This is a genomic window from Bacillus cereus group sp. BfR-BA-01380 (assembly GCF_022663535.1).
In the GTDB taxonomy this organism is placed as follows: Bacteria; Bacillota; Bacilli; order Bacillales; family Bacillaceae_G; genus Bacillus_A; species Bacillus_A cereus_BB.
In genome coordinates this window covers 182362-195533 of record NZ_JAKUFS010000001.1, presented here as the reverse complement: position 1 = coordinate 195533, position 13172 = coordinate 182362, and the positions used below count along the sequence as shown (strand labels likewise).

Sequence of the window (13172 nt, the reverse complement as noted above, 5' to 3'; positions counted from 1 at the left end):
CTCAAATTCTGGGCGAGCCACTTCCACATTTCTTTGTTGTCCAGCTCTAGCGGCTAGAATCTCCGGTCGTTTCGCCCCCTCGGATGAGGCAAAAAGCGCCTCTCCGCCCTGTGCGTGGGCGTCCTGCGATTCTGAGCGAGCCGCTTCCGCCTTTCTTAAGAAGTTAGGTGGGAGATAAACTGCTGGCATGCGCCCGATTGGTGAGGGCTGATAATCAGTGGGGGATGAAGAAAACCCCCACTGATTAAAGTTTCACTTTATATACATATAAAAGTTGAACAGCTTTAGTAGAGACTAAAGCTGTTACAATCTTGCGTCCTTCCAAAAGTTCACTTCTAAATGAGAGGAAGGATTGTAAGGAAGGAGTGTATATCCTTGTGAATGAAGATAGTCAATGACTTTTGGTAAGATTTGTACAGTGACATTTGAATCATGCATTAGAATGACTTCTACTGGATCATCACTTTGATTTATTACTCGTTCTAATACGGCAGACGGATTATGAGCGCTTTTCCAATCGTATGTATCGATTGTCCAATCCCACATTTTATAGTGAGATGCAACGAGAGCGTCGCGATAATTTTTCTTTAAATAGGGCATGCTGCCATAAGGAACGCGAACGAGGTGTGTGTCAATTCCAGTGATGGACCGAACAATTTCCCGAGCTTGTTCCATTTCAGAAACTAAAATAGAGGGGTCACCATTATAGAGGTACTTCGCATTATGAGACATGCTATGTAATCCTAGATAATGACCTTCTTCAATGACTCGTTTTGTTGTTCGAGGGTAACGAGAGACGCGTCCACCGATAACAAAGAAAGTTGCTTTTCCATTTTTTTGCTTTAAGATGTTTAAAATTTGTGCTGTATATTTGTTTGGTCCATCATCGAATGTCAAATAAGCTACTTTTGTTTGTGGAGTAGCTGTATATTGATGAGGCAGTTGTGTTTCAAAATGAGAGATAGGGCGATTCTCATATGAAGATACAACAGCAGCCTGCATAGGTGATAGAAAACATAAGATGATAGTAGAAAACAAACAAATAAGGAAAAATGTTTGCTTAATCATGATGCTCACCCTAATTTGAAGATTGTACTGTTATCTTGCTCCAAGGGGGACATTCTCAAACAAACTATATTTTGGAAAACAAAAAAACAGGAAAATTTCTTTAAAGAGATTTTCCTGTTTGTATATTTTTATGTTGTATTGGTTATACTATTTTTATTCTTCACGTCTTTTTACTTTTTTATAGACTGAGATAATTGGTTTATAGCGATCATGTACAAGACCGATAATCTCTGCCACAATTTCAGTAATTAAAGTAAGAAGGAATAGAAGAACAATGGAGAGCCATAATGTTGCTTTTGAAAAAATAATGGCATTCACACTAAAGAAAATACCAAATGCATAAATAATTAGCACCGTTGTTCGATGAGAGAACCCTATTGCAAGTAAGCGGTGATGCAAATGTGATTTATCTGGTGCTGAAATTGGTTTCTTATTTACAAGGCGTCGAATAATCGCAAATGTTGTATCAAAGATTGGTACTCCTAAAATAATAATTGGAACGATAAAAGTAAACAATGTTACACTTTTGTATAGTCCAAGTAGTGATAGTACCGCAATACAGTATCCTAAAAATAGTGCTCCTGTATCTCCCATAAAGATTTTCGCTGGATGGAAGTTATAGAATAAAAATCCAATTGTACTTGCTAATACGATGAGTGCAAGCGGTAAAATGATTGCACTACCGGCACCAGTAACACTGGTAGCGGCCATGTAAGCTAACGTTGCAAGAACAATGGAAGAAATTCCAGCTGATAATCCGTCAAGTCCGTCAATTAAATTAATCGCATTTGTAATACCGACAATCCAAAATACTGTAATTGGATAAGATAGCCATCCAAGTTCAGTTTCTCCTAAAATTGGAATGTAAAGCACTGGTATTTGTAAATTTTTCACGATTAGCAATGCGACTGCAAGTTGTCCGCCGAATTTTACTTTTGCAGATAGTTCATACATATCATCTAATATACCAATGATAATGATGATGACAGCACCTATACTAATTGATACGATACGCTGTTCATACAAACCACTGACAAAGCACCCTATAACAACTCCGATAAAGATAGCCAGTCCGCCAAGACGAGGCATAATGTTTTGGTGTACTTTACGAGCATTTGGCTTGTCTGTTGCCCCAATCTTATAGGCTAACTTAATTACGAAAGGGGTAGCAATCAGTACGGTAATGAAAGATGCCAAAACTGCATAAATAATTCGTGAGTCCATTAATACCCCACCTTTTATATTTTAACGTATTGAAGTCTCTCTTTTACTTAAAAAGTTCAATATAAGTTTTTGGCTCATAACATATGGTATCATAAAAAGAGTGGAATTCAATCTTTTTTTCGTATGACTTTAATTTGTAATGACTGAAATATATGACATTTTTAAAGCGAATTATAGATGAAAATTAGTCTTAATATGGATGTTTTACAGAAAAATATGTATGTGTCCTATTTAAGGACGATGGTAAATGTTATATGAAGGTCATGGTAGAATCGTATCATATATGTTGAGAAAAATGTATAATAAAGGAAACTTCCATTCGTGAATGCTTTTCTTGTTGATGGAAAGTTCGCACAATCTAGCCATTAGAGGAAGTTTGATTGTACAGGGATGGGAATGCCTTGTGATATGGAGCTATAGCGATAATACATTTTTCGTAGGGGGAGAAACCATGATTTTAGTTGTTGGCGGAGCAGGATATATTGGAAGTCATACAGTGAAACAATTGTTAGATCAAAAATTTGAAGTAGTCGTATTAGATAATTTATCAACGGGTCATCGTGAAAGTGTTGATGAAAGAGCGATCTTAGAAGTAGGAGATTTAAGTAATGCGGCAGATTTAGATCGTGTATTTAGTAACTATTCTATTGATGCTGTTATGCATTTTGCGGCAAATAGTCTTGTTCCGGAATCTGTTTCCAATCCATTGAAATATTATAAAAACAACGTGACGGCAACGATTACGTTGCTTGAGAAAATGATGGAGCATGGCGTAACATCATTTATCTTCTCTTCAACAGCGGCAACGTACGGAATTCCGGATACAGATATGATTACAGAAAAGACTGCAACGAACCCAATCAATACATACGGGCGTTCTAAATTAATGGTTGAGCATATTTTACAAGACTTTCATGCAGCTTATGGTATGAAATATGTTGTACTTCGCTACTTTAATGCAGCGGGAGCTCATGTATCAGGAACAATTGGAGAAGATCATACGCCAGAGACACATTTAATTCCGCTTGTGCTTCAGCACTTATTAGGAAAACGTGAATCGATTGCTGTCTTTGGTACAGATTATGATACATATGATGGTACGTGTATTCGCGATTATATTCATGTGACAGACTTAGCGGAAGCGCACATTTTAGCGCTGCAAAGTTTACAAAACGAACAAAAAACAAATGAAGTATATAATTTAGGAAATGGAAAAGGATTTTCTGTAAAAGAAGTGATTGAAGCGTGTGAACGTGTAACTGAGAAGAAGGCAAATGTGATTCACGCAGAGCGCCGCGCTGGGGATCCAGCAAGGCTTATCGCTTCGTCAGCGAAGATTTATAAAGAATTAGGTTGGAAGGCGAAATATTCGCTTGAAGAAATGATTCAAACAGCTTGGGAATGGCATACATCCCATCCAGACGGATATAGTAAGTGAAAACAAGTCAGCTACTGGTAAAGTAGCTGACTTGTTTCATATGTTTATTTAGAAAATATTCCCTTTTGTCATTTTGGATTCTCATATATAATAACAATTGTTATCGTACATGATGAATTGAGAAACTGAAAGAAGAGAGGAATTGAATATGACAGAACGCATGAAAGTAATGACGATTTTTGGAACGCGTCCGGAAGCTATCAAGATGGCCCCTCTCGTGTTAGAGTTGCAAAAACATTCACAGCAAATTGAGTCTATTGTCACAGTAACAGCACAACATCGTCAAATGCTTGATCAAGTGTTGGACATTTTTAATATTAAGCCGAATTATGATTTAAATATTATGAAAGACCGTCAAACGTTAATTGATATTACAACTCGTGGTTTAGAAGGTTTAGATAAGATTATGAAAGAAGCGAAGCCAGACATCGTTCTTGTACATGGTGATACAACGACGACATTTATTGCAAGTCTTGCTGCTTTTTATAATCAAATTCCAATCGGTCATGTGGAAGCTGGCCTTCGTACATGGGATAAATATTCTCCATATCCAGAAGAAATGAACCGTCAATTAACAGGTGTAATGGCAGATTTTCATTTTGCACCAACAGCGAAGGCTGCAACAAACTTACAACAAGAGAACAAAAAAGAGGCAAACATTTTTATTACAGGAAATACAGCGATTGATGCGTTAAAAACGACAGTGAAAGAATCGTATACACATCCGGTATTAGAGAAGGTTGGAGATAATCGCCTTGTTCTCATGACAGCGCATCGCCGTGAAAATTTAGGGGAACCGATGCGTAATATGTTCCGTGCCATTAAACGTCTTGTTGAAACACATGAAGACGTGCAAGTTGTATACCCTGTACATATGAATCCTGTTGTTCGTGAAATTGCAGGAGAAATTTTAGGGGAGCATAATCGTATTCATTTAATTGAACCGCTTGATGTAATTGATTTCCATAACTTTGCAGCACGTTCATACTTAATATTAACAGATTCTGGCGGTGTGCAAGAAGAAGCACCATCACTTGGCGTGCCAGTTCTTGTTCTGCGTGATACTACAGAGCGACCAGAAGGTATTGAAGCAGGTACATTAAAGCTTGCTGGTACAGATGAAGAAATAATTTTTAGCTTAGCAAACGAGCTATTATCAGATAAAGAAGCACACGATGCAATGGCAAAAGCATCGAATCCATACGGTGATGGTCATGCGTCAGAGCGTATTGTGAAAGCAATTGTAGAACATTTTACTAAATAATAAATTTTATTTTTGGAAAGTGAAAAAACAGCTGCTCCTGGAAAGGAGACAGCTGTTTTTAGTGTTTAGACATTTGCCATTCTTCATCTGATTGACGGTTGGATGAAGGTGTCTTTTGTGTATTTGAATGATGATTTGGTTTCGTTGTTTCTTGCTTCCCAGCCTGTGTATTTGAATGATGATTCGGTTTAGCTGGTTCTTGTTTTTCTTGCTCTGTATTTTGACCGTTAGTTGGTTTAGCTGGTTCTTGTTTTTCTTGCTCTGTATTTTGATCGTTAGTTGGTTTAGCCGGTTCTTGTTTTTCCTGCTCTGTATTCGAGCCGTTAGTTGGTTTAGCCGGTTCTTTTGTTTCAGATTGTTCTTGCGTATCTGATGCAGTGTCTGGTATTTCTAAGTTTTGTATAAAGGTCTGGCGCACTTCTTGAACACTTACTTCGTTTGGAACGAAATAATAAATGCCATCTACTTTCGTATCTTCGCCTTCCAACTTTATAGTTTGAATGCTAGATGCATCAAAGCCAGAGAATTTCTTATAGAGTACAAGACCATCAGATACAGGTATATCCGTTTTAATATACTTTCCAATTGCTTTGGCAAGATCATTTATTTTAAATACAGTAGAAGGTGAGTTTAACTCCTGTACGACCGCCCCAAGTACTTGACGCTGGCGCGCTGCACGTCCAAAGTCTCCGTTTGGATCTTGTTTTCTCATCCGAACATAGGCTAATGCTTCTTCACCGTTTAAATGCTGCTTTCCTTTTTTAAACTCGATTTTTTTGTAATAGTTCACATCAGATCGTTCCCAAAAATCAAACGGAACATCGATTGTAACGCCGCCAACGGCATCGACGATACCTTTAAATCCTTTAAAATCCAATTTTACATAATGATCAACAGGTACTTTTAAGAAGTTCTGCACAGTTTCGATCGCCATTTTTTCTCCGCCGTAGGCATGAGCAGCGTTTATTTTATCTTTTTTGTCACGTCCAACGATTGTCACGCGGGAATCACGTGGGATGCTCATTAAAGACACTTTTTTGGAATTTGGATTAATTGTTGCAAACATTAAGGAATCAGTTCTTCCGTTTTGACCGCCTGTTGCATAATCTTCAATTCCCATAATTAAAAGACTAAATGGTTTTTTCGTAATTTCTACATCTTCTGTACGGAGTTTCGATTTATCGTGCTGCATGCCGCTATAAATTCCCATTAAAGAAGAATAGGAATTATAAGCATAAACTCCTGCGCCTCCGATAAGGAGAGCGAAAATGAGGAATATGAACCCTTTGCGTCTTCTTTTCTTTTTTGTTCTTCTATTCTGGAGATGATGATAACGATCTTCCATAAATAATCTCCTTTAAGTATAAATTAGTGTTGCACTATATCTTGTTCTAAATATAGCATCTCATCTTCGTTAATTGTACATTTCCCATTTGTGATTTCAATCATCCATTCTGTAAATGATTGTTTTTGATCTTCCTCCACATATGTATCGAACATGACATGCTCTAAGTAGTGTATGTCTTTAATAGCATATATAGAGTTGCGTAGTGCATTTTCAACTTTTCCGAGCAAAGTATAATCAATTTTCGTTTTCATGACGCGCATCAATTTTCGTTCAACGATGCCGACATGATTGAGACCTTCACTTGTACATTTCCCATATGCGCGAATTAAACCGCCTGCTCCTAATTTAATGCCGCCGAAATAACGTGTGACAACGACCACAGTATCTTTTAAGTGACGCTTCTTTAATACTTCTAGAATGGGTACACCAGCCGTGCCGCTAGGTTCCCCATCGTCGTTTGCTTTTTGGATTTGGTCATGTTCACCAATTAAGTAAGCGGAGCAGTTATGGGTTGCATTCCAATGTTGTTTTTTAATTTTTTGGATAAATTCTTGTGCTTCTTCTTCTGTTGTTGCGCGGCTTACATAGCAAATAAAGCGAGATTTTTGAATAGCTATTTCATGTTCGCCATATCCTTTTACTGTAAAGTATTGTAATAGCAATGATATACGCTCCTATCTTTGTAAATTGCAACTTTGACTTAAGCTAATCGTTAACCCTATGAAATCGGACTTTCATTCTATCTTAATCTTTTTTCGCTTCTCAGAAGGTGAAGGAATTACAAGATAAATAATCAGCACTTTTTATTCTAAAAGGGCTAGTTTTGAGTTTCAAATCTTTTTTTGTAGAAGTTTAACTCTTTCTATTATAATTTGAATTTTTTTGTTGTAAATTGGTGAGATAGTATTTATAATCTTAACCTTTCGCTTTTTCGTCAGTTAATGCACCTTTTTCCATTTTCATGTACAATAAATAACAAAACTGTGTATAAGGTAGGTACGAAAATGAAAATAGCTATTGTAACTGATAGTACGGCATATATACCAAAACATGTACGTGAAGAATTAAATATATATATGATTCCTTTAAATGTTATTTTAGGAAATGAATCTTATCAAGAAGAAGTGGAAATTACAGCGGAAGCTTTTTATGAGAAAGTCAGGGACCAAGAAGAACTGCCAAAGACATCACAACCAGCTATTGGGAAGTTTGTTGAGTTATTTGAAGAGCTAGGGAAAGAGTATGATGCGGTGATTAGCATACATCTTTCTAGTGGCATTAGTGGTACATATCAGACGGCAACGACAGCTGGTCAAATGGTAGAAGGAGTAGACGTATATACATACGACTCAGAAATTAGCTGTGAAGTACAAGGGTTTTATGTACGTGAAGGCGCAAAAATGGCAAGTGAAGGAAAAGGTCCTGAAGAGATTATTGCTCGTTTTGATGAAATGAAGAAAACAATAGACGCGTACTTCGTTGTTGACGATTTACATCATTTGCAGCGGGGTGGACGTTTAAATGGTGCACAAGCATTTCTTGGAAGTTTATTACAAGTGAAGCCGGTATTATATTTCCGTGATAAAATCATTATTCCATTTGAAAAAATCCGTACACGTAAAAAAGCATTAAAACGTATTGTAGAAATCTTTGATGAACAAGCAAGTAAAGGTATCCCAATGGAAGCTGTTATTATTCATGCGAATCGAGAAGAAGAAGTAAAAGAATGGGAGCGGGAATTGAAAGAAATATACCCGCATGTTGAATTTCGAATCAGTCATTTCGGACCAGTAATTGGAACACATTTAGGCGAAGGTTCACTTGGATTAGGTTGGTATACAAAATAAAGTGAAACTTTAATCAGTGGGGGGGTTTCTTCATCCCCCACTGATTATCAGCCCTCACCAATCGGGCTTTTACGGGCAGTTTATCTCCCACCTAACTTCTTAAGAAAAGCGGAAGCGGCTCGTTCAGAATCGCAGGACGTTGGAGCACCCGACAGAGAGGCGCTTTTTGCCTCGTCTGAGGGGGCGAAACGACCGGAGATTCTAGCCGCTAGAGCTGGACAATGCTTTCGCTGAATTTTGAGGTGGGAGTATTACTGCCCACAAATAGCGGGATAAAAATGAAGCTCTCTTTCAAGCAGAGAGCTTTTTTGGGTAAAAATATAAAAAATAAGTTTTCTTACTTACTTTTTATAAGAAACTATTTTATAATAGAGGTGAGGTGAAACATATGGAACATAATCCGTGTTTATGTCCGAAGTTCGAGTCTGCATTTACACTTCTTAGTAAAAAGTGGACAGGTTTAATTATTAAATCATTATTAGAAGAACCGAAACGATTTCGCGAAATTGCTGATATTATTCCAAATATGAGCGATCGTATGTTATCAGAGCGTTTAAAGGAATTAGAGAGTGAAGGAATTGTTGTGCGTGCCGTTTATCCGGAAGTGCCAGTACGTATTGAATATGGTTTAACAGATAAAGGGAAAGCGTTAGAGAGTGTCATGCAGGAAGTACAAAAATGGGCAGAGAAATGGGTTCATTAATAAAGTGAAACTGTAATGAGTGGGAGCTTCATACTATTCGTTGAACCACTCGAGATTTTATTGCTAAAAAGTGCAAGGAGGTGCTCTTGCACTTTTTATTTTTTTATATAAATACAAATTGAAAAAATTTTTTTAGAATAACGAAATTATCTGGAAATCATAGAATAAAATGGGATGTTGGAAAATAAAAATGTTATATAAAAATAAAAGAAAAACGGTGGACTGGTAAATTATTCTATGTAATAATAAAAGAGTTTGAGGATGTTACATAATTGTAAAAGAACTGAAATTATAAGACAAAAGAAAAAGAAGTATCGTTTCATTTCTTTATTTCTCTACAAGAAAATACAATATTAGAATGGAAGTGTCAAAAAACTACAAGCATAATATTACATTTCTTTTACAAAACCGTAACATTACAAAAAAACATTGGTAATTATGGTATAAATTTATTAGATAAATTCGGGAAAATAAGAAAAAAGAAAGCGGTGTAAAACACAATGAAAAAAATAAAAATCGCATCTTGTGCATTAGCTGCAGGATTTATGATGTTTTCAGTAGTAACACCAAACGCATTTGCTGAAGATGTAAATACACAAATTCAACAACAAAAAGACACTTTACATAAACAACAACAAGAACGTGATGGCATCCAAAAACAAATGGATGAATTAAAGAAGACAATTCAAGGATTAGATAAGTCTGTTCAAGAGAACGAAGCGAAACTTGCTGAGACGCTAAAGCAAGTAGAAGATGCACAAAAATTAATTGAACAAAAAGATAAAGAAATTGCAGAGTTACAAACGAAAATTGCACAGCGTGAAGAACTGTTAAGAAAGCGCTTAGTTGCTCTTCAAGAGAAACCAAACACGAACGTTGTAACAGAAGTAGTTGTAAACTCTAAAAGTCTTGCTGATTTAGTTGATCGTTTAACTTCTGTTTCACAAATTCTTACGTCTGACCAAGACATTATGAAAACGCAGCAAGACGATCAAGCTAAAGTGAAAAAAGATGTAGCACTTATAAAAGAAAAACAAAAAGAATTAAAAGATGCACAGGCGAAAATTGAAACTGCGAAAAAAGAACTTGATGCTGAGAAAGCGAAAAAACAAACAGCAATCGATGAGTTAAGCGCAAAAATGCAAACGGTTGTAAACGGAATGTCTAGCACAGAGGGTCAATTAAAAGACCTAGAAAAACAAGCTCTATATTTACAAAGCTTAGCTGAGAAAGCAGCGCAACAACAGGCAGCACAACCAGCAGCACAACCGGCACAACAACCGGCACAACAACCAGCAAATAATGGCGGCGGACAAGCTAAGCCGCAACCAACACCACCACCAGCTCCAGGGCCAGTTCCAGATGTAGGTATACTTGGAAAAGCGAAACAATACCTTGGTATGCCATATGTTTGGGGTAGTGCAAGCCCATCTAACGGTGGATTTGACTGCAGTGGTTTCATTTCTTACGTTTATGGTGTAGGTCGTCAAGATGTAGCGGGATACTGGAATTCTACGACGCATATTAGCGATCCACAACCTGGTGATTTAGTATTCTTCCAAGGTACGTATAAAGCGGGTCCATCTCATATCGGTATTTATGCTGGTAATGGACAAATGATTCACGCTGGCGATAGCGGTATTGGATATTCTAGCTTGAGCAGTTCTTACAATCAACAACATTTCTTAGGATACGGTAGATTCTAAGATTTCTAATGAAATAAATTACGTGTATAAAGTCGATAGCTTACTATTTTAAGAGTAGGTTATCGGCTTTTTTGCTTTTTTACAAACTCTTTCCATGTTTTTATAGTAAAACAGAAAGGGGGAGTAGGATGCTAGAAGGTCGTCAATTATTGTTAGAGGAAGTATCTGTATCAAAAGAAGAACTGTATCAGTTGGAGCGAGAAGGTTATATTCGTTATGAGAAAGGTGTTGTAAAGAAAAACTCTCGTTATATGTGTCAGCGCTGCGGAAATAAGGAGCGGCGACTATTTTTTTCATTTTTATGCTACCGCTGCGATAAGGTTTGTGTGTATTGCCGCAAATGTATCATGATGGGAAGGGTGAGTGAGTGTGCAGAGCTCGTTCGCTGGACTAGTCCTATACAAAACGAAGTGATCGCGAATTGTTTGAAGTGGAACGGTCAGCTATCAGAAGGACAGCAAAAGGCTGCGGACGGAATTGTCTGGGCTGTAAAGCGAAAAGAATCGTTTTTCGTCTGGGCTGTATGCGGAGCGGGGAAAACAGAGATGTTATTTCATGGTATACAAGAAGCGCTGCATAAAGGAGAACGCATTTGTATTGCGACGCCGCGGACAGATGTTGTACTCGAACTTTATCCACGTTTACAAGAGGTGTTCCCATCGGTTTCAATTTGCGCATTATACGGGGGAAGTGACGATTTATCTAAAAATGCACAGCTTGTTATTTCGACAACGCATCAACTGCTTCGTTATTACAGGGCGTTTGATGTAATGATTGTCGATGAAATTGATGCCTTCCCTTATTCAATGGATGAAACACTGCAATACGCAGTTCACTTTGCTAGTAAAGAAAATGCTTCGTTTATTTATTTGACAGCGACGCCGCCAAGGGAGTGGCAGAAAAAGCTTCGTAATGGAAAACAAAACGGCGTAATTATTCCGGCTCGCTACCATCGTTATCCCCTCCCTGTACCTATCTTTCGCTGGTGTGGGAATTGGCGGAAATCCATCGGGAAGAAAACTTTACCTTCCAACGTTTTGCGGTGGCTTCGTGTATATTTAGAAAAACAATATCCTATATTCTTGTTTGTTCCTCATGTTCGTTATGTAGAAGAAATCGTTTCTATTTTAAAATGTATCGATCATCGTATAGAGGGGGTACATGCGGAAGATGCAAAGCGGAAAGAGAAAGTGGCTTCGTTTCGAAAAGGAGAGATTCTGTTATTAGTGACGACAACGATTTTAGAGCGGGGCGTTACTGTTTCGAATTTACAAGTGGCAGTGTTAGGAGCAGAAGAGCAAGTGTTTTCAGAAAGTGCGCTCGTTCAAATTGCAGGACGAGCAGGGCGCAGTCGTCATGCTCCTTCTGGAGATGTCATCTATTTTCATTACGGCAAGACAGAGGCGATGGTTGCAGCGAAAAAACAAATTCAAATGATGAATAAACGAGCGAAGCAAGAAGGGTTAGTTGACTAATGCATTGTCTTCTTTGCGACGATGTTGTCTCTGCTTTGCCAAGCTGGTTTTCTTTTTTTATTGAACAAGACAAGAGGGCGGTATGCACGTACTGCGAACAAAAATTTTCTTATATTATCGGAGATATTTGTGCAGATTGCGGAAGATCGTTTCAATGTCTAGCAGATGAATATAAGAAAGGAGAGTATTGTCAGGATTGTTTGCGCTGGAGGCAAGATCCGTATTTTCAGCATGTATATGTAAAAAATCGATCTGTCTATGTATATAATGATTGGATGAAAGAAGTGTTAGCTCGGTTTAAGTTTCGCGGTGATGCAGCTCTTGTGCAAATATTTGCTTCTGCTTTTGCGAATACTTTTCGGCAGTATTTTCCGCATTGTAATTGTATTGTTCCGATTCCGCTTAGCTTACCACGTCAATATGAACGAGGATTTAATCAAGCAGAATTATTAGCGGCATGTTTATCGATTCCGGTAATGAAAACATCTCTTATGAGAAGCGATGCAGAGAAGCAAAGTAAGAAAACAAGAGCGGAGCGATTGCGACGTTCTCGATCTTTTTATTTTGCGGCGGAAGAGTCTTTTCATGGGAAGAATATCGTTTTAATAGATGACGTGTATACAACTGGTATTACGGTGCGTCAAGCAGCGCAATGCTTCTATGAAAGAGGTGCAAAGAACGTTTCGTCTTTGACGTTATGCCGCTAGTGTGCTTTCAAAGTGTCTCTATTTTAACTAGAAAAGCAAAAAGAACTTGTAGTAATCACTACAAGTTCTTTTTGAGATAATAATAAGGGTAACACAAACTATTTTAATAAGCAAAACAGGGGAAACTACCTAGGTGATTATTTGACAAGTTTATTATATAACAAATATTAACATTTAGAGAATATAATTTTGAAAATTATGTGAATTAGGAAAACCAAACGATTTACTATGTTTTTATTCATTCAAAAAACTTTTTTTCATCTTATATAAAAGTCTTTTAATCCACATCGTAATATCACTTATTACATGCTTCGTTTTTCAATATGTATACGAAAACATTTTTTGCTATATTTAGACTCACACAAATGATCTGCACATCAATTCACCTTTGA

Annotated in this window: 11 protein-coding genes; 7 read left to right on the top strand and 4 right to left on the bottom strand. The window is 37.3% G+C overall.

Annotation, left to right across the window (positions count from 1 at the left end):
* Positions 1–303: 303 nt before the first annotated feature.
* Positions 304–1068, bottom strand: coding sequence for a polysaccharide deacetylase family protein (locus tag MR076_RS01050; RefSeq protein WP_242216771.1), 765 nt, complete (start codon positions 1066–1068; stop codon positions 304–306).
* A 153-nt stretch (positions 1069–1221) separates the two neighbouring features.
* Entirely contained in the window at positions 1222–2292 is a 1071-nt protein-coding gene (locus MR076_RS01045) for a glycosyltransferase family 4 protein (RefSeq protein ID WP_242216769.1), read from the bottom strand.
* A 451-nt stretch (positions 2293–2743) separates the two neighbouring features.
* On the opposite strand from MR076_RS01045, the gene galE reads away from it, so the two are divergent.
* Entirely contained in the window at positions 2744–3730 is a 987-nt protein-coding gene (gene galE / locus MR076_RS01040) for a UDP-glucose 4-epimerase GalE (RefSeq protein ID WP_242216767.1), read from the top strand.
* A gap of 148 nt (positions 3731–3878) precedes the next feature.
* The gene (wecB, locus tag MR076_RS01035) at positions 3879–4994 is read left to right on the top strand and encodes a non-hydrolyzing UDP-N-acetylglucosamine 2-epimerase (protein WP_242216764.1); all 1116 of its coding nucleotides are present in this window, start codon (positions 3879–3881) and stop codon (positions 4992–4994) included.
* A gap of 58 nt (positions 4995–5052) precedes the next feature.
* On the opposite strand, the gene MR076_RS01030 is transcribed toward wecB, so the two are convergent.
* Positions 5053–6339, bottom strand: a complete 1287-nt coding sequence (locus MR076_RS01030) for an LCP family protein (protein ID WP_396021631.1) — start codon at positions 6337–6339, stop codon at positions 5053–5055.
* Between the two features lie 23 nt (positions 6340–6362).
* A complete protein-coding gene (locus tag MR076_RS01025; RefSeq protein WP_242216762.1) occupies positions 6363–7004 on the bottom strand; it encodes a YigZ family protein in 642 nt (213 codons plus the stop codon).
* A 342-nt stretch (positions 7005–7346) separates the two neighbouring features.
* Between MR076_RS01025 and MR076_RS01020 the strand changes: the two genes are divergently transcribed.
* The 5 genes from MR076_RS01020 (at position 7347) to MR076_RS01000 (ending at position 12780) form a co-directional block, all read left to right on the top strand.
* Positions 7347–8189: a DegV family protein gene (locus tag MR076_RS01020; RefSeq protein ID WP_242216760.1), complete on the top strand. Its 843-nt coding sequence runs from the start codon at positions 7347–7349 to the stop codon at positions 8187–8189.
* A 388-nt stretch (positions 8190–8577) separates the two neighbouring features.
* Positions 8578–8892 carry a winged helix-turn-helix transcriptional regulator gene (locus MR076_RS01015; protein ID WP_020062835.1) on the top strand — a complete coding sequence of 105 codons (315 nt, stop codon included), beginning with the start codon at positions 8578–8580 and terminating at the stop codon, positions 8890–8892.
* A 500-nt stretch (positions 8893–9392) separates the two neighbouring features.
* Positions 9393–10598, top strand: a complete 1206-nt coding sequence (locus tag MR076_RS01010; RefSeq protein WP_242216758.1) for a C40 family peptidase — start codon at positions 9393–9395, stop codon at positions 10596–10598.
* A 128-nt stretch (positions 10599–10726) separates the two neighbouring features.
* The gene (locus tag MR076_RS01005; protein ID WP_242216755.1) at positions 10727–12073 is read left to right on the top strand and encodes an ATP-dependent helicase ComFA; all 1347 of its coding nucleotides are present in this window, start codon (positions 10727–10729) and stop codon (positions 12071–12073) included.
* Positions 12073–12780, top strand: coding sequence for a ComF family protein (locus tag MR076_RS01000; protein ID WP_242216753.1), 708 nt, complete (start codon positions 12073–12075; stop codon positions 12778–12780). The genes MR076_RS01005 and MR076_RS01000 overlap by 1 nt, the downstream gene beginning before the upstream one ends.
* Positions 12781–13172 lie beyond the last annotated feature (392 nt).

What these genes read in the sequence shown, in the direction of transcription:
- MR076_RS01050 (WP_242216771.1), bottom strand. Translation starts at nt 1,068, where the DNA reads ATGATTAAGCAAACATTTTTCCTTATTTGTTTGTTTTCTACTATCATC.
- MR076_RS01045 (WP_242216769.1), bottom strand. Translation starts at nt 2,292, where the DNA reads ATGGACTCACGAATTATTTATGCAGTTTTGGCATCTTTCATTACCGTA.
- galE (WP_242216767.1), top strand. Translation starts at nt 2,744, where the DNA reads ATGATTTTAGTTGTTGGCGGAGCAGGATATATTGGAAGTCATACAGTG.
- wecB (WP_242216764.1), top strand. Translation starts at nt 3,879, where the DNA reads ATGACAGAACGCATGAAAGTAATGACGATTTTTGGAACGCGTCCGGAA.
- MR076_RS01030 (WP_396021631.1), bottom strand. Translation starts at nt 6,339, where the DNA reads ATGGAAGATCGTTATCATCATCTCCAGAATAGAAGAACAAAAAAGAAA.
- MR076_RS01020 (WP_242216760.1), top strand. Translation starts at nt 7,347, where the DNA reads ATGAAAATAGCTATTGTAACTGATAGTACGGCATATATACCAAAACAT.
- MR076_RS01015 (WP_020062835.1), top strand. Translation starts at nt 8,578, where the DNA reads ATGGAACATAATCCGTGTTTATGTCCGAAGTTCGAGTCTGCATTTACA.
- MR076_RS01010 (WP_242216758.1), top strand. Translation starts at nt 9,393, where the DNA reads ATGAAAAAAATAAAAATCGCATCTTGTGCATTAGCTGCAGGATTTATG.
- MR076_RS01005 (WP_242216755.1), top strand. Translation starts at nt 10,727, where the DNA reads ATGCTAGAAGGTCGTCAATTATTGTTAGAGGAAGTATCTGTATCAAAA.
- MR076_RS01000 (WP_242216753.1), top strand. Translation starts at nt 12,073, where the DNA reads ATGCATTGTCTTCTTTGCGACGATGTTGTCTCTGCTTTGCCAAGCTGG.